This window comes from Brachyspira intermedia PWS/A, from assembly GCF_000223215.1.
GTDB lineage: Bacteria > Spirochaetota > Brachyspiria > Brachyspirales > Brachyspiraceae > Brachyspira > Brachyspira intermedia.
The window spans coordinates 1,497,836-1,523,714 of the sequence record NC_017243.1 but is presented as its reverse complement, the minus strand read 5'-3'; the positions used below and the strand labels follow the sequence as shown (position 1 = coordinate 1,523,714).

Below are 25,879 nucleotides of genomic sequence, written 5' to 3'. Positions count from 1 at the left end.
AAACTATATTTAAAAATCACTATCTTTTATTTTTATTAACACTTCTTTTATGTAATTTATATCATCATCATTTATAGTTATTACATATATAAGCACTGAATCCTTTTTTACTTTTGGTATAATAGGTACATCTAAATTATGCATAAACTTAATTATAGACTTTATATTTTTAGGCTTAAAACTTATTGCATAAGACGGATAAAAAGTATCGGGCATAGCACCGCCTCCTGTTTCTATATCTTCTTCAATCACTTCAAATCCTTCAATATTTTCTATAATTTTTAAAGCCTTTTGTTTTATTATTTCCTTATCTATACTCAATAAAGTTTCACAGTATCCTTTGAAATTGCCTTCAGTATTCAATCTTTTTATAATACTTTTTTCTAATATTGACAGTACTGTTTTTCCGCATCTGAAAGCTCTCATTAAAGGATGTTTGTATATTTTTTCTATATATTTTTTCTTTCCTACTATTATTCCAGCCTGCACACTTGAAAACATTTTATCACCCGAAAAACACACTAAATCAGCACCGCTTTTTAATGCAGATTTTATATGTTCCTCTTCGCTCATACTTTCATCAAATATTCCTGCTCCCTCATCATAAACTAATGCTATATTATCAGGTATAGTTTCTCTTAACTTTTTTAATGAAGGAGATTTAACAAAGCCTCTTATTTTAAAATTGGAAGTATGCACTTTAAGTATCATAGCAGTATTTTCTGTTATAGATTCTTCATAATCTTTAATATCAAGTATATTAGTAGTTCCAACTTCTATAAGTTTCGCTGATGCTTCCTTTAATATATCAGGTATTCTAAAGCCTCCGCCTATTTGTACCTGTTCACCTCTTGATACTATTACTTCTTTATTACTTGCTAAAGTTTTTAATATTAAAAATACAGCAGCAGCATTATTATTAACTACCAAAGCATCTTCTGCACCTGTTAATTTACTTAAAAGAGAGTATACAAATTCTCCTCTTATTCCTCTTGCTTCATTATTAATATTATATTCAAGATTATTGCTGTTTATATTCAATTCTCTTACGCTATCCCAAACTTCCGCATCTATTGGGGATCTTCCCAAATTTGTATGCATTATAGTTCCAGTAGCATTTATAACTTTTTTTATTGGCAGATTTGCTTTCTTTTTTATTTCAATTTCACATAACTTAATTATATCTTTCTTATCATATTGTAATTCAGGATTATTTTTTAATTGAGTTCTTAATTTTTCTAGTGTTTCTCTTATAATATCTGCAGCAATGGGACGAGAAATAATTTTATGATATGGTTTTATAGATTCATCTTCTAATACTGCATTAGTTTGTATTAGATTAAATTTATTATTCATAATTATTCCGAAATGCTTTGTAATTTTATCGGAAGAGGCAGGAGTTGAACCTGCCGACGTTGTTATAACGTCCAACGCTTTTGAAGAGCGCGGAGCCCACCGGGACTCATCTACCTCCATATGTTTTGATATGATATATTAGTTTTTACTTTATGTCAATAATTTTAAACACCCTATACAAGTATATACAAATAAACTAAAAACTTTCCTTATTGAATTATTCTATAATCCCACCCTATAGGCTTTCTACTATACTATATCATTTTAACATTATTTTTCTTGTAAATTTCAAACTCATATTTTAGCTGCCCACCCAATTTTTTTTAACTTCATCACTTTTATCACCGCACGGTAAGCAAAATTATAAATATAAATCAATCAATAATTGCAATTTAAATTATAAATAAGGATTCACTAAACGTGCGTTAAAAAAGGCAGAAATACAATAAGAATTTGGGCGGGTATTCTTTTTTAAATAAAGTAAAAAAACAATAAAAAATTCTATATTCTGTTAACAACAAAAAACTATAAAGGGCGGGATTTTAAAAAGAATCTTTAAAACAAAAAACAAATAATGCATATATAAAGAATAATTATATATTACATTATTTGTTTATTAATATTATTTTTTAATTATTTTATTTTCGCTATAAATATATCGTCTATCTTTTCTACTTTATTTATTGCTTCAATTATAGAATTGATATTAACATCTTTAAGTACAAACATAAAATTTCCATTTCTCTCTACACTTTTCTCAATACTAATATCATAGAAAGCCTCATTAAATGCAAGCAAATTATTTTTATTTGATTTAAATCTTACATAGAAAGTTTCATGCTTTTCTTTGAAATCTTTTACTTGAAGATCCTTATTTTCTTCTACAAATCCAAGTATAGGTATTCTAAGCTCATCTGTAATTAAACTATTTCTAGCCAGAGTAACAGCATCAGAAACTATAGCACTGCTTGTAGGTCTTCCGCCGGCACCTGAACCATAGAAAACTGTATCACCAGAGCGATCTCCTACTACAGTTATGGCATTAAAAGCATAATCAACTTTAGAAAGCATATTATCATCATTAAGCAATGTAGGTATAACGTATATATATGCATTGTTATTTTCATCCAAAGCAGCTTCAGCTATTAATTTTATAGTAAGCCCCATCTCTGAAGCAAATACAATATCATCTAATATAATATTTCTTATACCTCTTATAAATATCTTATCAAAACTTATAACATTGCAGAAAGCTATAGATGAAAGTATGCATAATTTATGAGCAGTATCTATTCCGTCAATATCAAATGTAGGATCAGCCTCAGCATATCCTTTATCCTGGGCATCTTTAAGAACATCTTTAAAATCTAAATTGTTCTTAGTCATATTAGTTAAAATATAATTACAAGTTCCATTTAATATTCCGTAAACATTTTCCATTCTATCAGAAACTAAACTCTCTTTCATAGCCTTTATTATAGGTATAGCACCTGCAACAGAAGCCTCGAAAGCTATATCAGTTTTTCTGTCCTTTATAAGTTCACCAAAACAATTAGCAAGTAATGCTTTATTAGCAGTAACTACTGGCTTTTTTACTTTCATAAGAAGTTCTTTTGCTGTATCCATTCCGCCAAGTACTTCTATAACTATATCAAGATCATCATCATTCAAAATATCATTTAAATCTTTAGTTTTTATTTCTACTTTATCTAAAAATTTATCATCTTTTACTTTATCAATATTTCTGCTGAAAATGGTTTTAATGGTTAATTTTATTCCGGTTCTTTTTTCCATTATAGCATTATTCTCTATAATAGTTTTTACTGTGTCTTTACCTACATGTCCATAACCGGCAACTGCAACTTTAAATTCTTTTTTCTTAACCATAACTTTTCTCCTAAATATAAATTTGTTTTAATAAAATTAACCTTAAAATTATTACAAAAGCTAGTAATATTGTAGTTTTATTTTATATGAATTTCTAAATACGATATTACTGTATTAAGTTATATTATAACATCTATTGAAAATTTTTACAATACATACTAAGAATTTTAATTAATATAAAAAAACAGTATAAATAATAGAAAAATATAGTATTTTTTATAACTTTTTAGTAAATAATAGATATTGATTTCATTATTCATTTATGTTATAATAATAAAACAGTTTAATTTTTTGGAGGTAAATTATGCCACGTGTTATAAATAACGATTGTGTAGCTTGCGGATCATGCGTTCCTGAGTGTGCATTCGATGCTATTAGTGAAGGAAATATCTATGTGATTGATCCAAACAAATGCACTGATTGTGCTGCTTGTGAAGCTGTTTGTCCAAGCAATGCTATAAATCCAGCTTAATTGCTGCTGATGGCATAGCAGTGGGCGGGTTTTAATTATATTAAAGCCTGCCCTATTTTTATATATAAGGAATAATATTGATAAAAAATACTGAAGCATTTATACTATCATATAATGCATACAAAACTTCATCTATCATAGCATCTTTTCTTACCAATAATTCTATAATGCAGGCAATATGCCATAAAGCAAAAAATAACTCGAAAGCATTCGGTTCAGATTTGGAAAGTATATCAAAGCTGAATATAAACATATACGAGAAAAAAGAAAATCAGCTGTCAATATTAAAAGAATCTTCTATTGTAAAAAATTATAAAATATTAGAAAAATCTATATACTCATCTTTAGCTGTGTTCTATATAAGAGAAGTATTATTATACTGTGCCAAAGATTTTGATAATAGATATTTTATTCTAATGGAAAAAACATTAGATGCTTTAGAAAGTTTGGAAGGAAATAATAATAATAATAAAATAAAAAAGATGTATATCAATATTTTAATGAGAGCATTTGAAATGAAAACTTTGCATATAGCAGGAATATCACCTCATTTGGATAAATGTACAATATGCGAAAAAAATAATGATTTATTATATTATTCTATATTAGAAGGCGGATTAATATGCCAAAAATGCAGAAATCTAGTTAAGGACTCTATAAATATAACAGAATATGATATAGCTTTTATGAGAATTATAAAGCATACATCTCTTATAGAAATAATAAAAAATGAAAATCTAAAACAAATATATAATGAGTCTTTAGACAATGTAAAATACATTATGAATAAATCAATATTCAATCATATAAACAAAACAATAAAAAGTCAGAAAGTATTAGAAGAAATTTTACTTACTTAATATATCAAATATTTCTTTTGTATTATTAACTATATAAGTAGCATTTTTGAACTCTTCTTCATTTCCAAAACCATATTTAACAGCGATAGAATCAATTCCTATATTTTTTGCTGCATCTATATCATCTATCCTATCACCTATCATTATAGTTTTCTCTTTATCGAAATTCTCTTTTTCTAAAGCTTCTTTTAATACATCTAATTTACTTTTAATTTTTCCTCCAAGTATAGGAGCATAGAAATTAGTAAAAAATTTTGTCATATAAAAATGCTCTATTATTCTTAAAGCGGATTCTTTAGGTTTAGCAGTGGCTAAAAAAACTTTATAATTATTTTCAGAAAGAGTTTTAATCAAATCATATATACCATCATAAATTGTACAGTTAAACAAACCATCATTACCATTATAATCTTCTCTATAAAACTTTATAAAATCAAGAGATAATTTTTCATCATCTAAACAATATTTTCTGAAACTAGTGTCAAGAGGAGGGCCAATAAACTTTCTTAAAGTATCATTATCAGGAATAGATATATTTAAATTATATACATCATTTATTTTTTTTATTCCATATAAAGCACCATTTATTATACCAGGTGCTGAATCAGTTATAGTTCCATCAAGATCAAATAATACATTAATATATTTTGGCATAACAACTCTCTTTTATATATACACTTTATAAGCTTTATTTCTCTACAAAAATATATCCTGAAGCAGGTATAATCTCAAAATCTTCTTTAGTTTTTTCTTTTATAGCTTTAAATAATAAATTTATTCCCAAACTATCACTTGATATATGACCAGCACATACAATATTCATATAATATTTTTTGCATTCATCTAAAAGTCTGTCTGATATATTCATCATAACAATAGTATTTACTCCAGCCTTTGATAAAGCTTCAATCATACCAACATCGAAAGAAGCACCACCTGTCATATCAACGATAAACTTTCCAACCTTAGATTTATTAGAACCATTGAATATTTTAGGAGGATTAAGTCTTTTAGCAGATATTTTATATTCATCTATTGTATATAAAAAATCAATAATATCTGATAATGTATATGGATTTTCTTTTTTTATATTTTCAGTTAAAAAAGATTCAACAAAATTATCAGCAACTGTATGCATACACATATAATTTAATTTTAGAAGTTTAGCAGTATCAACATCTCTATAATGATTAGAAGAATATACTGAACGGCTTACCTCATTAAGTCTTTTATTAGTTAAAGCTTCAGAAACGTTTATAGCTACATCATGCAAAGCATTTTTATCGGCCTGCATAGATATAACATCGTAAAAATTAACAAATCCATATCCATTTGGATGATGTGTTATTACCAAATCTATATTATAATTTTTTTCGTTTAATCTATCAGCCAAAAGCAACTCAGATGTCTGCATATCTATACCGCAGAGAATTTTTTTTATATCTTTATCCTCTGCAATATTTAAAATTCTAGTGTCTGAATAAGGATTGAAAAGAGTATCTTTATCAAAATATTCTTTCTTTTTATCATCTAATTTATCATAAGATTTTTTTATGCTATTAAGTTCTTTTTCTACAGTTTTCCTTCCTCTAGGATCAGCATCCATTGCACAATCTATAGCGGTTCTGTAAAAATCATTTATTTTTAAAGCCATATTATATCCTATTCATTAATCATCGTTATCAATTTTTTTTCGTTTTTAGGTTCGCCTCTATATTTCTCAGTTTGAATCATACCATCTTGCTCAAAGAATGTAATAGCTTTATAACTTTGTCTTATAGAAAACTCTGCACTGCCTATCGTAAGCTCTACACCAGGAAGCATTTCTTTACCGGCACTTACTGTAGATTCAACTTTTTCTATTTCCATTTCTTGAATTAATGCCTCTCTATTTAATACTATTTCTTCTCTTCTAGTATTAGCTTGCTCCAACTGTTCTTTATAACTTTGTAGCTGTTCTTTTTTCTCATCATCAAGTTTTTTGAGTTTTCCAGCCTGTTCAAGAGATTTTATATTTCTTTCTGTTTCTTCTATAGAAATATCTAATTCTTCTTTTTCTCTATCCAAATCATCTATTGCACGTCTTTTTGCTGGGCTTATTCCTGTTTCTATGAATGTTTTAGCTCCAGCTTGAGAACCTAATACTTTACCATTAACTTCTCTTAAAGCTCTTAATCTTCCTCCGCTTGCTGAAGCTCTCTTACCTATAAGTATTATTCTATTGTCAGCATCGATATTAGAGTTAAGTATTGCCTCAGTAACTACAACATTGTTTCCAGCCTCAATATTTGAGAACTGTATAAATTTAGCAATAACATCTCCTCCCGCTTTTACATGGCTATTTTCATTTCCTTGAATACCAAGTTTAACCATAATATCTCCCTTAGCTTCAAGATCACATTTTCCAACAGTTCCATGTACATCAATATTACCTTCTGCTTTAATAGAGTAATTATCGTTTACACTTCCTTTAACAACAACGCTTCCAATAAAGTTAATATTTCCTGTTTCAGGGCCTACATCTCCTGATACCTCGAATATTGGTTCTACACTTAAAAGTTTGCCTTTAAGTACAACCTGTCCGCTTATAGAAGCTATTATATATTCACCATCATCTGACATCTCAACATTATCACCAACTATCTCTTTTATTTCGATGTCTTTTCCGCTTTTAGTTTCTATTTTAACACCTAATACTGTTCTTCCCACTTCTCCATCTGTAGCAGGAGTTTTTCTAGCCAATTTCTGACCTTTCTCTACATTCTCAACTATAGTTAAATCTTTATAGTCAATACTCTGATCTTCACCTATAAATTTAGGTATAACTTTTTTATTCACATTTACTAAATATTCTATTTTAGCATTCTCTCCATTTACAGGCTGACGGCCTTCAGCAGCAAGTATAGGGATATTAAAAGTACCTTCTTCTAAACATTTTGTAACATTTTCTTCTTGAAAGCCAAATGTTACACCGCTGTTCTCAAGTAGTTCTTTAACATCTTGTAAATCCATTTCTCTTCCGCCCTTGTTAGGCTTAGTAACAGTAACATAGGCACGCATTTTATCTTCTGTAATTGTATAACTAATTTTAGCATTATTAGCAGATTTACCTATATCCCATTCAGCTATTTTTACATACTGTCCTGTCTGTTCATGAAGCATTTTTTTAGCTAAATGAGAATCATATTCTTTTATACCTGCATCTATTAATTTTTCCTCTAATACAGTTATATCTTCTATTCTTTTACCATCCCCAACAGGAGGTTTAACTTTCAAAAATACTCCATCTCTCTTTACTCTTACAATTACTTCTGTATCTTTATTAAATACGATCTTTTGCTGAACACTTCCTTCTGAGTATATATCTTCATAAGTATTAGCAGCTGCAACTCCCATATTAGACTTATCATAAGTGATATGAGTATATCTCACCAAAAAAGGTTTAGCTCCTATATTAAAAAATCCTTTATTTCCTTCCTCAAGAACTTTATAACTTAGTTCATAAATAGGACATTGAAATATAGCAGCAGCTTCCTGCATTCCTCTCTCCAAAGAAGCAACTGATAATTCCACTGAACGAGTATTTTTATTATTATAAATCTTTTTATAAAAATCACTTTGCAATATTTTTTTCTTTAATTCATTCATAAAAATCACCTATTTTTATAATAATTGCTTTTTTATTAATATATATTTTATAAGATATATCTTAATTGCTGTATAGCTTTTGTATGAAGCTGAGATATTCTGCTTTCTGAAACATCTAATACATTGGCTATCTCTTTTAAAGTAAGATCATCACAATAATATAATATTAGAACTTGCTTCTCTTTTTCTGACATTTTTTTAGTTTCTAATATTTTTTTCTTTAATTCATTCATAAAAATCACCTATTCTTATAATAATTGTTTTTTTATCTCAGAAAGACTATATCTTAACTGCTGTATTGCCTTCGTATGAAGCTGAGATATTCTGCTTTCTGAAACATCTAATACCTTGCCTATCTCTTTTAAAGTAAGGTCATCATAATAATATAATATAAGAACTTGCTGCTCTTTTTCAGGAAGTTTTTTCAAAGCAGCTATTATTTTATTTTTAACATCTTCTCTCTCTGCTAAATATTCCGGATTGGTTTTATCATTTGATTTCAATGTATCTATTACAGATATTTCATCGGAATCATCGCCTACATACCAAACATCGCTTAAAGAGGTAGGAGAAGCCTCTATATATCTTTTCATAGTTTCATTATATTTACTTATAGGTATTCCAAGCATATCTGCTATTTCCTGAGGCTTTATGTTTCTGCTTAATCTAGCTTCTAATATTTCTCTTGCCTTTTCTATTTCCTTAACATCTTTACGAATAGATCTAGGAAGATAATCTAATTTTCTAAGCTCATCATATATTGCCCCTCTGATTCTAGTAACAGCATAAGTTTTAAACTTAATATCTCTATTAGGGTTATATTTATCAATAGCATCCATAAGTCCGAAAGAACCAAATCCAACTAAATCTTGAAATTCAATATGCTTATGAGAACCCATATTCACAGATATCTTGCTTGCCACATATTTTACTAAAGGAGAATATTTAATAATTAGAGCTTCTCTTATATAAGGCGAAAGAGTCTTTTTAAACTCAAGCCAATATTCCTGCTCATTCTCATTAGTAATATTTGGTATTTTATCTTTGTCTTTTTTATTCATCTTCATAATATTCACTCTAACTATTAAATTTTTTATTTTTATTTACTTATTATCTTATATTTTTAATCTAATCTTCTAAGCTCTTCTCTTATTACATCCTTGATTCTAGCAATCGCATAAGTTTTAAACTTAATGTCTCTATTAGGATTATATTTATCAATAGCATCAGTAAGTGCAAAAGAAGCAAATCCTATTAAATCTTGAAATTCAATACGTTTATGAAATTCCATATTAACATATATCTTACTTGCCACATATTTAACTAAAGGAGAATACTTAATAATAAAAGCAGTTTTTATATTAGTTGAAAGAGTCTTTTTAAACTCAAGCCAATATTCCTGCTCATTCTCATTAGTAATATTTGGTATTTTATCTTTGTCTTTCATAAATATTCACTCTAACATTAAATTTTTTAATATATTTTATTTATCATCTTTTTCATCTTTAGCCATCATAGTTCTAACAGCTTTAGCAACTTTTTCAGGATCCTCTTGAACTTCTTTTATCATTTCATTATCAGAAACCTTTTTATCAGGAAACATACTGCTGCTTGAAGTACTGTAACTTGTATTGTTGCTTGAAGGAGATTTTCCAAATACTATATCACCTATATCACCACCTGAACTAGCAGGGCTTGGTTTAGAATTAGGTTTTCTATCAAGATTTATAGAATCAGGAGATATTGTTATATTATCTGGATTAAAATCATTAGTAGTATTGTTAGTATTATCTATATTGTTAACAGAATCATCACTAATATTATTAGCTATAGAATGATCATCTAATGAATTATAATCCATATCCATATTTGTACTTACATTACTGCTTTCTATAATATCACCTAAATATCTTTTCAATAATAATCCTATTAAAAACAATATTGCAAAAGTTATTATTCCTGACAATAAAGCTTTAAATAAAGATATATCTATTCTATTTTTATAGAGTACAGACATAACAAGAGTTACAACAAATGATAAAATAGATATTATACCATCTAATTTTCCAAAATTAGATGAAAAATACTGTTTTACTTTTTCTACTATATTATTCATAAATTCCCTCTGCAAACATTTATCATTTTTTACTTACAAAAGATAATAAGGACTCCATAAATCCTCCAAAACCTTTTACCTCTCTGCCGTCATCATATTCCATATCAATTATTCTTTTAGCTATATTATGTATTGACATAGAAGCCTGACATTTATTATCATATTGATAGAATGGAAGCTGCTGAGAAACTGCATAAGGAATTGTTTTATCTTCCATAACATGTCCCAAATATTTAACATCCATATCTAAATACTTTTTACTTGTCATAATAATCTTGTCGCTTACTTCTTTACCTTCAGAAGCCTTAATAACTCTATTAACTAATATTTTTATATCAGCATTAGCATTCTCAGGAGCTATAGATTTTATTACACCATAAGCATCTAATATAGCTGTAAGTTCTGGAGTTGTAACTACTATACTTTCATCTGAGGAAAGAAGAAAATATAAAACATTATCAGAAATTCCAGCACCAGTATCAACTATTATTATATCAGCATCATTCAAAGAATCCATGCTATTAACTAATTTAGTCAAAGCTCTTCCAGATAAATTAGCTAAAGAAGAAAATCCAGAAGCTCCTGCTATATATCTTATACCATAATCTGTTTCAAGTATGATTTCATGTATTTTTTTCACACCTTTAATAACATGATACAAATTATATTCAGGCATATTTCCAAGTATAACATTAACATTACCAAGTCCAAGATCTGCATCAACTAAAATCACATTTTGTCCAAGCTGCTGCAATGCTATGGATAAATTAATTGCTATATTAGTTTTACCTACTCCGCCCTTACCGCTTGCTATGCTTATAATACGCTGAGGACGTTTATCTTTCATACTCATCATTTTTCTTAATTCATCAGCTTGATCTTTCATAATATTTTATAAATTTCCTAAATTATTTTTTATTTATTTGTAAAACTTTATTTTAATGTCCGAATAACCCTTCCATTATTTTATAACCATATTTTTTAGCAGTAGATATATCCTTAGGAACACCCTGTCCATGAGTTATATAAGTAATAGGAAGTTTTTTCTTTGTAATAGCACAAATTGAAGAAGCCAAATAATCTGTTTCATCAACCTTTGTAAGTATTACACCTTTATAATTTGTAGGTTTAAATCCATTTAATATCTTCAAAGCATCTTTATACTTTGCAGTGGCACTCATAACAAGCTGAATATCCATATCAAATCTTCCAACTGTAGTGAAATATTTTGACATAGCAACTATATCTTCAGCACCTTTAGGAGAACGTCCCATAGTATCTATAAATAACAATGAAGAATTATCCATCTTTCTAATCTCTGCTCTCAAAGCTTCAGGAGTACTAGCACTTGTAAATGGTACCTTCATTATGCTTGCATATCTTTGAAGCTGATCAACTGCGGCTATTCTGTAATTATCTATAGTTACAAAAGAAACTTTTTTACCAGATTTCATATACTGTGCTGCTATTTTAGGTATTGTAGTTGTTTTTCCTACACCAGTAGGTCCTACAAATACTATAATTTTTTTCTTAGCACCTATTTCTATACCATTGGAAAGTATTAATCTTTCAGCAAAATATTTTTCTACTTCCTCTCTTATGACATCTTTAGATTGAAAGAATCTTGCATTACTTGATGTAAGTAAATATTCTCTTAACTCAAGTAATATTTCTTCAGGAAACTCTCTGTCTCTTAAATAACTGAAACTTTCTTCCATTCCATCTGCAATATTTGCTTCAGCATTATCTTCAATATCATTTTCTTCATTATCATAATCTTCTTCTTTTGTATCATCATTGAAATAATCTCTGATATTATTTTTACTTTCTCTTACATTATTTTCTTCTTTAGATTCTCTCTGCTCTCTTATTATTCTTTGTTCTCTTCTTGATTCTTTAATCTCTTCTATAGCATTTTTTATTTCATCTTCATCAGAAGAAGTATCTGAATGAGAAATTTTATTTTGATGTTTTGAATCTTCATTTATATTAGAATTATTGGAGTTATTTTTATTTAAATTTATATTAGGAATATTATTCTCTAAATATTCTTTTATTATATCTCTTATTTGTTCCTGAACTATTTTTTTTACATTATCATCTACAGAATTACTACTATTATTTTGATTAATATTATTCTGATTATTATTAGAACTATTAGTATGATTATACATAACATTATTGTTAAGATTATTCATAAAACTATTATTAGGAATATTGTTATTAGAAATATTATTAGTAGCAAAATTGCTGTAATTACTAATAGGAGAAAAAGCATTATTACTAGAATAATCTGAAAGCATGGGATTTCTCATATTAGCAAATGTAGAACCTTGAAAATTAGAATATTGATTATTACTAAAATTAGGTAATGGTATAAAATTGTCAACGCTTTTTTCTCTTGTATTATTATCTTCTATTTTTTCTTCAATAATATTTGCCTTTGTACTATTATTATTAGTAGTAGTATCATTTAAAAGTTCTTCAGGTATATCTTCATTTTCAGTACTATAAGAATTTTCATGAAAATTAGAACGGGATGCATTATTATTAGAAAAGCTATTATTTCTACTAGCACTTTTTTCTTTCAATGCTTTAGTTATAGAAACTATTCTATCTGCCATTTCACTTGCATCTATAGTTTCAGATGAATGCTTTTTCATTTCTATTCTATCGCTTAAAAGTTTGCTTCTATACATTTCATCTTCATCATCCGAATAAGATTTATCTTCATTCATAGAATTATTTTTTCTATCGTAAATAGAATTATTAAGCATTATTCTAAGTTCATGTTCTGTTTTCGTTCCAAGCCCTAAAAATCCGCCCACTTTTATATCTTTACTAGTTAAAATAACAAAGTTGACACCAAATTCAACTCTGGCTTTAACTAATGCATCTTTTTTATCCTTCCCTCTAATAGTGCGTATATCTACCATTTTATAACTCCTCTCTTCTTCTATTTAGCCCACTATTAATATTGCTCTAATATACCGATAGAAACTTCAAACTCTTTTTTAATCATTCCGAATATGTTTTTTCTTTTGCTCTCTCTTACACTAATAATAAAATAGCTTTCACCATACTTATCTCTAGCCTGTTTCTCAATTTCTTCTCTGTTTTTTCCAAAAATTTTTATAGTTTTCATCTTGTAACTCCAAGTAATATATTTATTTATATCTTAATCGCCCAATAAGGCATTCATCATTCATTATTTTATACTAGCAATACCCTGTACATTATATCCCTGTGCTATTTCGGTAGTAGCTATAACCTTGTACTTACCAACATTTTTAGCTATAAACTGATACAAAGGTCTTCTTATAATAGGAGAAGTTAAAAATACTATATCATCAACTCCTGAATCACTTACAAGTTTAACTGCATCTTTTATATTCTTAATTAAGTTCTGCATACTTTCAAAACTCATAGCTATCATCTGCGAACCTTGTAAATTACCTGTATTAGCAAGGTTTTGAGCTATATTATTTTGAAGCTGCTGACTTAAAGTAATAACTCTTATATTTCTATCCTGATCAGCAACCATCTGAGATATTTGAGATGCCAATCTGCTTCTTACAAGTTCAGTAGCCTGTTCGCTTCCCATAATTGATATAGCATCAGCAACACCCTCTAATATAGCAACACTGTTTCTGATAGGCACTTCCTCTTGAAGAAGATTCTGCAATACTTTCTGTATATATCCAAGAGGACTTTCATTATGAGGCTTGGCTGCAAGTACTTCAGATACAAGAGCTTTATGATCATCTTTAATAAGATCAAGCATATTCTGTACTTCTTCACGTCCGATAAGAAGATTAGCATTTCTCTTAATAGTTTCGCTGAAGTGAGTAGCAATAACTGAAGTAGGCTGAAACAACATAAAGCCTTTTTTCTCTGCCATATCTTTTTCATCAACTTTAATCCAATAAGCAGGAAGTCCGAATGCCGGCTCTCTTACTTTCTCACAGTCTGGGCTAGGCCCATCTGGGGAATTAGCATTCAAAGCTAAAAGCATATTAGGACGAACAAATCCTTTAGCCATTTCAGTACCATTTATACTCACTGTATATTCATCAGGTTCTATTACACTGTTATCCACAATACGAACAGGAGGAACTACAAGCCCAACCTCTAAAGCAAGTTCTCTACGAATCTGACTTATTCTATTGATTAAATCCCCGCCTTCCGATTCTAATGCCAAAGGTATAAGAGAAGCACCAACAGAAAGCTCTATCTTCTCTACTTTCAAGAAAGGCGTAACATCTAAAGGACCTTGATGCACCTGTTCCCCTGCATCTGTTTTTGTACCATCTTCATTAAGTCCAAGCTCCTGCTGTTCTTTCTTCAAAGCATATCCTGCTAAGAATAAAGCCAAAGCTATTACGAATAATGCAATTTTTGGGAATCCAGGTAAAAGCATTAGGAAGAATGCGAAACCTGCACCTATAAATAAGTTCTTAGGTTTAGCAAAAACTTGTACCGCTATTTGAGTAGACAAATTATCTTCGCTACTACTTCTAGTTACTAATAAACCAGTAGCAAAACTCATAAAGAATGAAGGGATCTGGCTTACTAAACCATCACCAACAGTAAAACGAGTATAAGCATTAACTGCCTGAGTAAAAGGCTCTCCTCTCATTGTCATACCAATGATGAGTCCGCCTACTATATTTATAACAGTGATTATGATACCGGCTATAACGTCCCCTTGTACGAACTTAGAAGCACCGTCCATAGTACCGTAAAAATCACTTTCACCTCTGATTTTCTTTCTCTTTTCTTCTGCCTCTTTATCTGTGATAGCTCCTGCCTGAAGTTCGCTTTCAACAGCCATCATCTTTGAAGGCATACTATCTAATGCGAATCTTGCTGCTACTTCTGATACTCTTGTAGCACCTTTAGTGATTACAACAAATTGTACTATTATAAGAATAATAAATATTACAACACCTACAACAATATTACCGCCAACTACGAAGTCAGCAAATGAAGTTATTACCTTACCATTAAAGTTAGCACCTTCAGTAAGAATCGCTCTAGTTGTAGATACGTTCAAAGCAAGTCTGAATGCTGTCATAACAAGAAGCACAGAAGGAAATACACTGAAATCATTAGCACTTCTTATACTAAGCACCATAAGCAATATCAATAATGATACTATAATATTTATTATAAGTAAGAAATCCAATATTATTGACGGTAATGGTATGATAAGCATCATAATTACCATAACTGCACCTATAGCAAACATTATATCGCTATGTCTGCTTAAATTGGAAGGCAGTTTTATATTATCTAAAATTGATTTAGCACCATTCATTGTTGCCACTTTTTATTCCTCCTATATAGCCCTTGCCATTTTTTCATTACGTAATCTATATACCTCGCCAAGTATCCTTGACACAACATGAAATAGCTTTTCAGGTATATACTGTCCTAGCTCAACATTGTAATATAATTCACGGGCTAAAGGTTTATTCTCAACTATTTGAACATCATTTTCTTTAGCTATTTCTTTTATTTTTAAAGCTATGTGATCTGCTCCCTTAGCTGTTACTACAGGGGCATAATCTCCATTCTCATATTTCAAAGCAACTGCAAAGTGAGTTGGGTTTGTAATAACTACATCTGCTTCAGGTACCGATTTAAGCATTGTTCTGCTTACAATCTTTCTAGCCATCTCCTGCAATTGACTTTTTACCAATGGGTCCCCTTCCATCTCTTTAAACTCTTCTTTCATCTCATGCTTTGTCATTTTCAAACTATTAATGTATTGTCTTTTTTGGAAGAAATAGTCAAAAGCAGAAACTATTATCATAAATATAATTACTTTAGCAAGCATTTCTAAAACTATAAAGAAAAACAAATTCATAGCCTGACTCAAACCCATATTAACCATATTAAATAATTCAGTATGTTTTCCATATATAGTAGTAAAAGTAAGAATTGATATCATTACCATTTTAAAAAGTATTTTTGCCAAATTCATCAAGTTTTGAGATGATATAAATACTCTTTCTTTGAAGTTAGACCAAGTAGGTGCTATTCTTTTAAAATTAGGTTTTAATTTCTTTGTGGTAAATAAGAACTGAGTCTGTGCCAAATTAACGCCGACACCAACTACCAAAGCAACCGCCATAATTATTCCGGCAGTTTTTGCTAGAAGAACAAATATCTCTAATAACATATCTGTATAAGCTGCATTATTTATTGAAGCATCAGCATTAGAAATTTTATTCATTACGCTAATAAAGAATTGTGCTACTGTATGAGTAAAATATGTAGTTAAAAGAGCTATAACAGCTATTGAAACTGCTAAAACTAGAGTCTGATTTATTTCAGCCGAGTTAACAACACGTCCCTCTTCTTCTCTAGCCTTTCTCTTCTTTCTTTCAGTAGGAAGTTCAGTTCTGCCTTCATCTTCAGGAGCAGCAAATAATGTTAATACATATCCTTTTCCTGTAAGACGCAAATATTTTCTGTATAGCTTAGCTTTGAATATAATGAACAATTCAAATATAGAAGAAAGTATTTTTTTAATCATACTGTTCCTCCGGATAAGAAAGTTATTATATTATTAACATCTGCTATAGTAGTTTCTAATACTTTCATAAAATTAGAAACAAGAACTGGTATCAAAATATAATAAGCAGCCACACCAACAGCTATCTGCATAGGAAAACCAAGCATTAAAATATTCATCTGAGGTGCTGCTTTAGCTAATAATCCTAAACTTAATGATAATAAAAACAGAGTAAGCATTATAGGCAAAGCTAATGAAAGAGCTACAGAAAACAAAGAACTCATATAATATATCATTCTGTCTATAACGCCGTTAAACGATGAAGTGAATACCGCCTTTGAAGCATCACTTAATACAGGCATAGCCTTAAAGCTGTAAAATAAAGTTCTTATAACCCAGCTAGGTCCGTCTATAGCTATAAATAATAATATAACTACTAAAGACTGTAATTGTCCTAATACTGGCACTGTAACTTGAGATATAGGGTCAACTGTTTCTGATATACCGAATCCCATTTGTATTTCAAAGAAATTCGCCATAACCTGATAAGCAGTAAATATGATTGACATTAAGAATCCTATCAATATTCCTATTAATGCTTCATTTACCAATGTTAAAAAGTATTCAACAAAAGTAGGAGCTGCCTGAACATTGATATTAGCAACTAATGGAAATATGGCTGCTGTAGCAATAAAAGCTAATGCCATTTTTATAGTATTAGGAATAACATTAGAAGAAAATAATGGAGCTACCATAAGTATAGCTACAAATCTTACCATAATGAGCAGGTAAATTTGAAAGAAATTCACGAAATTATCCATTATTAATTCCCTAATTGATTCTCTAAACTATTTTTACACCCAACAAAATTATCTAGCTATACTTGGAAGTATGCTGAACAATCTAACAGTAAACGCACTAGTATAATTCAACATCCAAGAAGCTAACATATATATCACTGCCAACATAGCTATCATTTTAGGAACAAATGTTAAAGTCTGCTCCTGAATACTTGTAGTAGCTTGAAGTATTGAGATTATCAATCCAACAATAATTGATACTCCCAAAACCGGAGCTGATAACAACATGAATACCCATAAAGTTTCTTGTACTAAAACAATAATTGAAGTATCACTCATAAAATTTCCCTTAAAAAATTATTAACTATATAAAGCAGCCAAATATATATCTATATTTATTGGAAACTCTGTACTATCTGAAGTATTAAAAGTTTCCATCCGTCTACCGCAACAAACAAAATTATTTTAAGCGGTAAAGATATCATAATAGGCGGAAGCATTATCATACCCATTGCCATAAGTATGGAAGCAACTACCAAATCTATAACTATAAATGGAATAAACAAATATATTCCCATCTTGAATGCTATTGTAAGTTCATTAATAATGAATGCGGGAACAACAACAATTGTAGGAATTCTGTTTAAATCCTCAACTGTCTGAATCTCTCTAAGTCTTATATCTGTATTACTTATACTCAAAAATAAATCCAAACTCTTCATACCATTTTCACCACGTAAAGAGTTAAACATAAACATTCTTATAGGCTGTATGCCTCTACTGTATAATTCATTGACACCTATAGTGCCATTTAAATATGGTTGAAGTGCCTCATTATTTACCTGCGTTAATGTGGGCATCATTATAAAAAACGTTAAAAACAAAGAAAGCCCCATTATCAATGCTCTTGGGGGAGTTTCCTGTAAAGACAATGCCCTTTGAACAAAACTTAATACTATTGAAACTCTTATAAAACTTGTTGTCATTATTATTATAGATGGAGATAATGACAATATTGTTAAAAGAAATAATATCTGAAGTCCCAAACTAACCTGCTGAGGTGTTTGAGCCTGAGTAACATTTAATCCTATCGTAGGTATTGGTATTTGAGTATTCTCTTGAGCGTAAGCTACTACCGGTACAAGTAAACATAATACCAAAAACACCATTAGAAACTTTCGCATCTTAAGAACTCCAATTTTATAAATTTTTTCTAATCTTTTTTCTTCTGAAATCGATAATATTTACGGTTTCCATAAAGTTAACATATTATCATAAAATAGTCAAGTATTATGTTAACTAATTTACAATCCATTATAATAAATTTTATCGCTCATATACTATTTACAGTATCAATACAGTGTACAAAATTTTTTATACAGTATCAAACTAAATAAATAAACCCATTATATAGCAATTATAATAAATATCATCAATACAAAAAAAGCTCTTTATCTCACCTTCTATGAAAAAACCAAGCGATTTATACAGTTTTAACGCCCTTTCATTATCAGTTCTGACAGTTAATTCTATCTTTTTTATAGAATTTTCTTTAGCATAGGCCACAGCATAATTGATAAGTCTTTTGGCTATACCATTACCCCAATACTTTTTCAATACGCTTATTCCTAAATTTACTCTATGCTTTACTCTTTTCCTATCAATACCTTTCAAATTACATATTCCGATAATTTCACCGTCTATTTCACATAAAAACATCTTAGTTGTTATGCTTTTTTGTATGCTTTGTAAAAATTCCTCCTCTTTTTTCACATCTAATTCCCTTTCATTAGAATCAGACATCATAAAATTAGTTTCATCAGACACTTTCACTATATAATTTACAACATTTTCAGCATCTTCTATATGTGCTTCTCTTATATTACACATAAACACCTGCAATATTTATTATCGGATTTTATTATGTAAACTATAATATGATAACTTATTTTTTCTTATTTTTCAATTGATTTTTTAGAATTTTATATTATTTTTAATATATAGAGATTATACATATGTATACTTTTTTTCTAATAATTAATATTATTAATTTTACTAAAAAGTTTATATTTGGTTATAATAGTTGTATATGTATTTTTATTATGAACTTATTTTACTAAAGGAGAGAAAATAAGTTATTATATTTAACAAAGCAATTATTCATTATTATCAGACTCCTAACACTATTATTGATGGGCTTATGGTTTTCCTTAATCATAAGCCCATTGTTTTATTGACAATACTATTTTTTTAAAATAGAATATAAAAACTAAAATATAATTATATTGGGGTAAAAAAATGAAAAAAACACTATTATTACTATCATCTCTAATTTTACTACTATCATCATGCTCTCAAAAAAACAATGAAAACACAAACATATTTGAAGCATTAAATGGCAGTGAATTCTATCTTACAAGTAATCCTAAAATAACAATAGGATTTGAAAACAGCAATGTTTATGGAAATGCAAGCATAAACAGATATTTTACATCATTCAGCATTAGCAATGATCAAATAATTTTAGGTACAAATATAGGAGCAACATTAATGGCCGGAAACGAAGAAGATATGAAAGCAGAACAGGAATTTTTAACTGATTTAGGCAAAGCTAACTCTGTTTCATTAGAAAATGATAAATTAATAATAAAAACTTCTGAAAACAAAGAATTATCTTTCACAAAAAGAAGTTTAAATTACAATGATTTATATGGCAGAGAATTCATTCTTGAAAATAAATACCCTGAAATCGGTATAACAATAGGATTTGACACTAATAAAGTTTATGGTTTTTCTGGAGTTAATAGATACTTCGCAGGATATACTTTGACTAATAATAATGTAATATCAATAGGAGCATTAGGATCTACTATGATGGCAGGTCCTGAAGAAAATATGAAAGCAGAACAGGATTTTACAACATTACTTTCAGAAGCTTCTAATATAACATTATCAATGACTAATTTAGAAATAACTACAAAATCAGGTGAAAAATTAATATTTAAAGATGATTCCATATCAAGCAATAAATTATTAGGAAGAACATTTTTATTGAAAAATTTCTATAAATATCCTAATGTAGAAATAACTATGTCTTTTTATGGTAAAGAGAATCAAGTAAATGGTTTCTCTGGTGTCAATACTTACAAAACTTCATATACTAATATAAATGGCAATGAAGTTAAATTTAATGGTTTAGCTATGACTAAAATGGCTGGTCCTGAAGAAAATATGAATGCTGAATCAGATTTCTCAAAATATATGGAAAATGCTAAATATATGTACTTAAAAGGAAAAGAATTAATTATAATAGCTAATGATGCTACAATATTAAGATTCGTAGAAGACTATTTTGATGTTAATGAGCATTCAGGAAAAGAATTCAAATTATCAAATATGCTTGAAGGTACAGAAATAACTTTATCTATAACTAATAATTCATTTGTAGGAAAATCTGGAGTTAATAACTATAATATACCATTTGAAATAAAAGATGGTAAAATAACAATGAGTAAAACAGGAATATCAACTTTAATGGCAGGACCTGAAGCTGATATGCAAGCTGAAGATGAATATTTAAAACTTCTTAATAAAGCCAATTATATATCTTACAACAATAATACTTTATGCATAAAAACATCTGATGATGATATACTACTTTTTAACATGGTAAATTAAATATATTTTTACTGTTTCTTATTTATTATGTTATATATAGTATAGCTACAAACGTCATTTGTTGCGCTCTTAAGATATATATACAAACCCATTACTTTCACTCTATGAACTCAAATTTCATAGAGTGTTTTTTTTATGAAAATATGATAAAAAAATATGTTGATTAATTAAACAATTATTTGTATAATATCAAAAATATATATTAGGATAACTAAATTGAAAGAACTATTAAAAAAAATATCAGATAAATACAATAGTATAAATATAGAACAATTCAAAAATTTTATATAGTTTCTATTACATTAATATTTTTAGTAATAACTGTAATATTCTCTATTTTGGTTGCGGACATAGTTCTGCAGCCTGATGTTCAAGCCGTAGAATTATACAAACCTACAATACCTACAAAAATATATGATATAAAAGGTGAAGTAATATCTGAATTTTTCACAGAGCAAAGAGCATTAGTTGAATATAAAGATTTACCTCCTCAATTAATAGAAGCAATAATATCTATGGAAGATAATAATTTTATGTCGCATTTTGGAATAGATATTATAGGAATATTCAGAGGTACAATAGGAAACATATTAACCGGAAGAAGAGCAAGAGGTGCAAGTACATTAACTCAGCAGGTTGCTAGAAACATAGTATTAAAATCTACAGAAAGAACAATAACAAGAAAATTAAAAGAGATATGGGTTACTTTCCAAATAGAAAAAAGACTTACTAAAGAAGAAATAGTTACTTTATATTTCAATCAAATATATTTCGGACACTCTGTATACGGAGTTCAGGCAGCAAGCAGATTTTATTTTAACAAAGATGTACAAAATTTAGATTTAGCAGAATGTGCAATGCTTGCTACACTTCCGCCAGCTCCTAATGCATACTCCCCTATCAATAATCCTAATATATCAATAGCAAGACATAAAGTTGTTCTTAATAGAATGGCTGATTTAAATTTCATAACTAGAGACGAAGCTAAACAAGCACATAAAGAATTTTGGGAATCATATACAGGAAAGATAGGAAGAAGAGGATCTACTGCTTATAGTGCATCAATAGACAGAGCTCCTTATGTTACTGAATATGTTAGAAGACAATTAGTAAATAGATATGGTGAAAAAGCATTAAAAGAAGACGGATTAAAAATATACACTACTATAGATATAGAAAAACAGGAAGCTGCTCAAAAATTATTAACAGAAGCACTTACAGAATATAACAATAAATATGAAGGCGGTTCTATGGATATAGTTAATCTATATAATAGAGAAACTATAGATAAAATGAAAATGCTTTCCATATTATTTAATCTTCCTGAAAATACAGCTTATAATAAATTTAACATTGCTGTAAGAGATACTTTAAATAAATATACTACTTTGCCTTTGGCTTTAATGTCTGATATATTCGGAATGGAAGAAGTTAATGATATAACTATGGAAGTAATGAAAGCCGATGAGGCAGAACTTTCAAGACAGATTGAAGGTGCTTTGGTTTCAATAGACCCTAGAAACGGATATATTGTTTCAATGGTTGGAGGTTCAGGATTTACAGCTAGAAACCAATTCAACAGAGCTACTCAGGCAAGAAGACAGGCTGGAAGTGCTTTCAAACCTTTCGTATATGCCGCTTCAATGGATGTTACTAACTACAGTCCTTCAACTATCGTTAGTGATGCTCCTATAGGTTTTGTACCTGAAGAAGGAGAAGACGGAGAAGTTTGGATACCTAAAAACTATTCAGGTAATTTCAAAGGTGATGTAAGTTTAAGATATGCATTATCCGCATCATTAAATATAGCTACTGTTAATGTACTCAATTATGTAGGAATTACAAACACTATAAGATATGTAGAACCTATATTTAAAGCTGAACCTGATTCTGATAAATCTAAAAGAATGTTTAACCATGATTTAACATTGAGTTTAGGTACAGGATTATTTACACCATTAGAACTTACAACAGGTTTTGCTGAATTTGCCAACGAAGGAAAAGAAGTTAATCCTATACTTATAAGATATGTTACTGACAGATATGGAATAGTAATGGATAATTTTGAAGATGATTTAAAGAAAAAAATAACATTAAGAGGCGGTCCTAAACAAGTTATAAGCAAGGAAGTTGCCTACATGATAAGCGACATATTAATGGGAGTATTAAGAGGCGGTACTGCTACAAGTGCTATGTATGAAGCTAAATTCACAAGAAGAGGTGCTGGAAAAACAGGTACTTCTAATGACTGGAAAGATGCTTGGTTTGTAGGATATACTCCTGAACTTGCTACAGGTATATGGATTGGATTTGACTCATTCAAATATTCTTTAGGAAATAATCAGGTTGGAGGTAGAGTTGCTGCTCCTATATGGGGTAAATATATGGTAGAAGCATTAAAAGAAGTTAAACCTACTTGGTATAAAAAACCTGAAAATGTTGTTAGTATGCAGGTTTGTGCTATAAGCGGAAAATTACCAGGTCCTTCATGCTATTCTTTCCAAACGGACTTATTTGTACAGGATAAAGTACCTACAGACACTTGTAATGTATGTTCTCATTATTTGGAAGATTCTAATGAACTTGATAATATAATAGATTCATTCCTTAATTATTAAAGGAATATGAATGGATACAAAAATAATAGATAATATAGATTCTAAAGTCTTAAGGTATAAAAATATATTTGCAATACCTTCAATACATTCTAGAGTTTATTTTTCATTAGCTGTAAGAGAGGCTTTTGAAAAATTTAAACCGGATATTGTAGCGGTAGAACATCCTGCTAATTTTGCTGATTCTTTAAGAGAGGCTGTAAGCAGACTTCCATTTGTAAGTTTGATAATAAGAGAAATTGAAGATGAAGCTGTTTATATACCTATAGACCCTTGTGATTCTATAATAGAAGCTGTTCGTCTTGCTATTGATGAGGAAATACCGTTTTTTCCTATAGATAAAGATATAACTTCAATAAACACTAACTCTCATTATCTTATGCCTGATGATTATGTGATGAAAAATATAGGCCTTGAGAAATTTTATAATGAAGTTAAAAATAATTATATATTTCATAAAGATGAATCAGATGAAGAGAGAGAAATATTCATGGCTAAGAATCTTCATGAACTCTCTAAAAAATACAATAAAATACTTCTTGTTATAGGAATGTCGCATTGGGAAAATATTGTATCCATATTACAAAAGCTTGATGATGAAAAATTAGATAATAAAGCAAAAGAAGAAATAATAAATAAAAAATTTTCAGAAGATGATGAAGAATATATATATTCAGAACCTAAAATATATAATGTACATAAAGAATCATTAAATAAAATGCTTGGTGAGTTTCCATTCACAACTTATATGTACGAATTATATAGAAACGGAGAATTAGAAACTTTTGACAAGATACATATAATAGAAACAATTTTTAAAGAAGCAAAGATGAGATATAAACTTCCAATATCATTGCTTCAGCAAAAAAATATGATGAAGTATTTAAGGAATTTATGTCTTCTTGATAATTATATCATACCGGATTATATAGATATGCTAACGGCAGCAAAATGCATGATAAACAATGATTATGCATTAGAAGTAATGGAAGGTATGGAATATTATCCGCATTACACTGAAGAAGATGAGAACTACCCTACCATAAAATTAAATAGAGATCCAAGCACAAACGGTATGGAAGGAATGCTCAAAGATAAAAAAATAAAACTTCATAAATATGATAATGTATGGAAAACATCTTTCAAAAAAGTTAATGTTACAACTCGTCCTAGTGAAAAATACGAAGGAGAATGGGAAGATGTTTGGAATAAAAGAACTAATCTTCTTTCCCATGTACCAGAAGATATACTTATGGAAAAGCATATGAATATACTTAGGGATAAAATAAGAAATATGCTTACTGAGGACAAGGCAAGAATAGAACCTTTCACTGTAAGTATTAAAGATGGTATTGATATGCGTGAAACTATAAGAAATTATTATAAAAATGAAATATATGTCAGAGAGATTCCAAAAATCAAAGGTAATATAGGACATATGGTTGTAATATTCGATGATGAACATGATGAAGATTATGATTGGAATATAGTCTGGTATAGCGAAGCCCATGACGACAGCGATTTAATATTATACTCTACAGAACCGGGAAATACTCTTGTAGGCCCCGGAATATCTAAATGCTATTTTGGAGGTTATGCTTCTTTAATGCCACCTCAGGCTCCGCATGATGTTTGGAGAATGTATAAGCATTTAAAAAAAGAGGGAATAGTTAGAAATTATGCTGACTTACTTTTATACACTGCCATAATATATTCTGTTGATAAGTATTTGGGTTATGTTGCTCCTAATCCTCCTTCAAATATATTAAAAGAATTTGCTAAAAAGAATTCTGTTGAAATAGTTTATGTTCCGCTCACCACTTTTTCAAGCGAGACTCTAAGAAAGTTAAGACATTTCCATGTACTTGGTAATAAAAGACTTAGAAAAATTGCTGATGATTATATAATATAATTTATAAATCAA

The 25,879-nt window shown here is 28.9% G+C and carries 23 protein-coding genes and 1 tRNA gene; 5 read left to right on the top strand and 19 right to left on the bottom strand.

The genetic code is table 11. The features are described 5' to 3' along the window. Window positions 1-9 precede the first annotated feature (9 nt). The 3 genes from selA to BINT_RS06685 form a co-directional block, all read right to left on the bottom strand. Entirely contained in the window at window positions 10-1,356 is a 1,347-nt protein-coding gene (gene selA / locus BINT_RS06690) for an L-seryl-tRNA(Sec) selenium transferase (RefSeq protein ID WP_014487798.1), read from the bottom strand. Window positions 1,357-1,384: 28 nt separating this feature from the next. After that, window positions 1,385-1,474: transfer RNA gene (locus BINT_RS14675), tRNA-Sec, on the bottom strand. Window positions 1,475-1,989: 515 nt separating this feature from the next. Further along, window positions 1,990-3,243: a homoserine dehydrogenase gene (locus BINT_RS06685; RefSeq protein ID WP_014487797.1), complete on the bottom strand. Its 1,254-nt coding sequence runs from the start codon at window positions 3,241-3,243 to the stop codon at window positions 1,990-1,992. A gap of 304 nt (window positions 3,244-3,547) precedes the next feature. Between BINT_RS06685 and BINT_RS06680 the strand changes: the two genes are divergently transcribed. Both BINT_RS06680 and recO read left to right on the top strand, forming a co-directional pair. Then, complete coding sequence (locus BINT_RS06680; RefSeq protein ID WP_014487796.1) at window positions 3,548-3,715, top strand: DUF362 domain-containing protein; 168 nt, start codon at window positions 3,548-3,550, stop codon at window positions 3,713-3,715. 77 nt (window positions 3,716-3,792) lie between these two features. After that, window positions 3,793-4,575 carry a DNA repair protein RecO gene (gene recO / locus BINT_RS06675; RefSeq protein WP_041177315.1) on the top strand — a complete coding sequence of 261 codons (783 nt, stop codon included), beginning with the start codon at window positions 3,793-3,795 and terminating at the stop codon, window positions 4,573-4,575. Here the strand turns inward: recO and BINT_RS06670 are convergent. From BINT_RS06670 to BINT_RS06600, 16 genes are all read right to left on the bottom strand, one after another. Next, complete coding sequence (locus tag BINT_RS06670) at window positions 4,564-5,229, bottom strand: HAD-IA family hydrolase (RefSeq protein WP_014487793.1); 666 nt, start codon at window positions 5,227-5,229, stop codon at window positions 4,564-4,566. The two genes, recO and BINT_RS06670, sit on opposite strands and share 12 nt — an antisense overlap. A gap of 34 nt (window positions 5,230-5,263) precedes the next feature. After that, window positions 5,264-6,229 carry a hypothetical protein gene (locus tag BINT_RS06665; RefSeq protein ID WP_014487792.1) on the bottom strand — a complete coding sequence of 322 codons (966 nt, stop codon included), beginning with the start codon at window positions 6,227-6,229 and terminating at the stop codon, window positions 5,264-5,266. Between the two features lie 8 nt (window positions 6,230-6,237). Continuing rightward, complete coding sequence (locus tag BINT_RS06660) at window positions 6,238-8,223, bottom strand: FapA family protein (protein WP_014487791.1); 1,986 nt, start codon at window positions 8,221-8,223, stop codon at window positions 6,238-6,240. A gap of 47 nt (window positions 8,224-8,270) precedes the next feature. Beyond that, window positions 8,271-8,456 carry a sigma-70 family RNA polymerase sigma factor gene (locus BINT_RS06655; RefSeq protein WP_014487790.1) on the bottom strand — a complete coding sequence of 62 codons (186 nt, stop codon included), beginning with the start codon at window positions 8,454-8,456 and terminating at the stop codon, window positions 8,271-8,273. Between the two features lie 15 nt (window positions 8,457-8,471). After that, on the bottom strand, window positions 8,472-9,290 hold the full coding sequence (gene whiG / locus BINT_RS06650) for an RNA polymerase sigma factor WhiG (RefSeq protein WP_041177314.1): 819 nt from the start codon (window positions 9,288-9,290) through the stop codon (window positions 8,472-8,474). Between the two features lie 56 nt (window positions 9,291-9,346). Next, the gene (locus BINT_RS06645) at window positions 9,347-9,670 is read right to left on the bottom strand and encodes a sigma factor (protein ID WP_014487788.1); all 324 of its coding nucleotides are present in this window, start codon (window positions 9,668-9,670) and stop codon (window positions 9,347-9,349) included. 36 nt (window positions 9,671-9,706) lie between these two features. Further along, entirely contained in the window at window positions 9,707-10,339 is a 633-nt protein-coding gene (locus tag BINT_RS06640) for a hypothetical protein (protein ID WP_014487787.1), read from the bottom strand. A gap of 22 nt (window positions 10,340-10,361) precedes the next feature. After that, complete coding sequence (locus BINT_RS06635; protein ID WP_014487786.1) at window positions 10,362-11,225, bottom strand: MinD/ParA family protein; 864 nt, start codon at window positions 11,223-11,225, stop codon at window positions 10,362-10,364. 52 nt (window positions 11,226-11,277) lie between these two features. Next, a complete protein-coding gene (locus BINT_RS06630) occupies window positions 11,278-13,275 on the bottom strand; it encodes a flagellar biosynthesis regulator FlhF (RefSeq protein WP_014487785.1) in 1,998 nt (665 codons plus the stop codon). Between the two features lie 35 nt (window positions 13,276-13,310). Then, entirely contained in the window at window positions 13,311-13,484 is a 174-nt protein-coding gene (locus tag BINT_RS14865; protein WP_008725115.1) for a hypothetical protein, read from the bottom strand. 63 nt (window positions 13,485-13,547) lie between these two features. Further along, window positions 13,548-15,659 (bottom strand): flagellar biosynthesis protein FlhA, encoded by a 2,112-nt coding sequence (locus BINT_RS06625; protein ID WP_014487784.1) that lies wholly within the window; start codon window positions 15,657-15,659, stop codon window positions 13,548-13,550. 21 nt (window positions 15,660-15,680) lie between these two features. Continuing rightward, window positions 15,681-16,883, bottom strand: a complete 1,203-nt coding sequence (gene flhB / locus BINT_RS06620) for a flagellar biosynthesis protein FlhB (protein WP_014487783.1) — start codon at window positions 16,881-16,883, stop codon at window positions 15,681-15,683. Continuing rightward, window positions 16,880-17,683, bottom strand: a complete 804-nt coding sequence (fliR, locus tag BINT_RS06615) for a flagellar biosynthetic protein FliR (protein WP_041177313.1) — start codon at window positions 17,681-17,683, stop codon at window positions 16,880-16,882. Before fliR ends, flhB begins: the two co-directional genes overlap by 4 nt. A gap of 48 nt (window positions 17,684-17,731) precedes the next feature. Continuing rightward, complete coding sequence (gene fliQ / locus BINT_RS06610) at window positions 17,732-18,001, bottom strand: flagellar biosynthesis protein FliQ (RefSeq protein WP_012669897.1); 270 nt, start codon at window positions 17,999-18,001, stop codon at window positions 17,732-17,734. A gap of 56 nt (window positions 18,002-18,057) precedes the next feature. Continuing rightward, window positions 18,058-18,846 carry a flagellar type III secretion system pore protein FliP gene (fliP, locus tag BINT_RS06605; protein ID WP_041177312.1) on the bottom strand — a complete coding sequence of 263 codons (789 nt, stop codon included), beginning with the start codon at window positions 18,844-18,846 and terminating at the stop codon, window positions 18,058-18,060. Between the two features lie 205 nt (window positions 18,847-19,051). Beyond that, window positions 19,052-19,552 carry a GNAT family N-acetyltransferase gene (locus BINT_RS06600; RefSeq protein WP_014487779.1) on the bottom strand — a complete coding sequence of 167 codons (501 nt, stop codon included), beginning with the start codon at window positions 19,550-19,552 and terminating at the stop codon, window positions 19,052-19,054. Window positions 19,553-19,960: 408 nt separating this feature from the next. On the opposite strand from BINT_RS06600, the gene BINT_RS06595 reads away from it, so the two are divergent. The 3 genes from BINT_RS06595 (at window position 19,961) to BINT_RS06585 (ending at window position 25,867) form a co-directional block, all read left to right on the top strand. Then, complete coding sequence (locus BINT_RS06595; RefSeq protein WP_014487778.1) at window positions 19,961-21,340, top strand: META domain-containing protein; 1,380 nt, start codon at window positions 19,961-19,963, stop codon at window positions 21,338-21,340. Window positions 21,341-21,678: 338 nt separating this feature from the next. Continuing rightward, window positions 21,679-23,958 carry a penicillin-binding protein 1A gene (locus tag BINT_RS06590; protein ID WP_014487777.1) on the top strand — a complete coding sequence of 760 codons (2,280 nt, stop codon included), beginning with the start codon at window positions 21,679-21,681 and terminating at the stop codon, window positions 23,956-23,958. Window positions 23,959-23,968: 10 nt separating this feature from the next. Next, on the top strand, window positions 23,969-25,867 hold the full coding sequence (locus tag BINT_RS06585; RefSeq protein WP_014487776.1) for a TraB/GumN family protein: 1,899 nt from the start codon (window positions 23,969-23,971) through the stop codon (window positions 25,865-25,867). Window positions 25,868-25,879 lie beyond the last annotated feature (12 nt).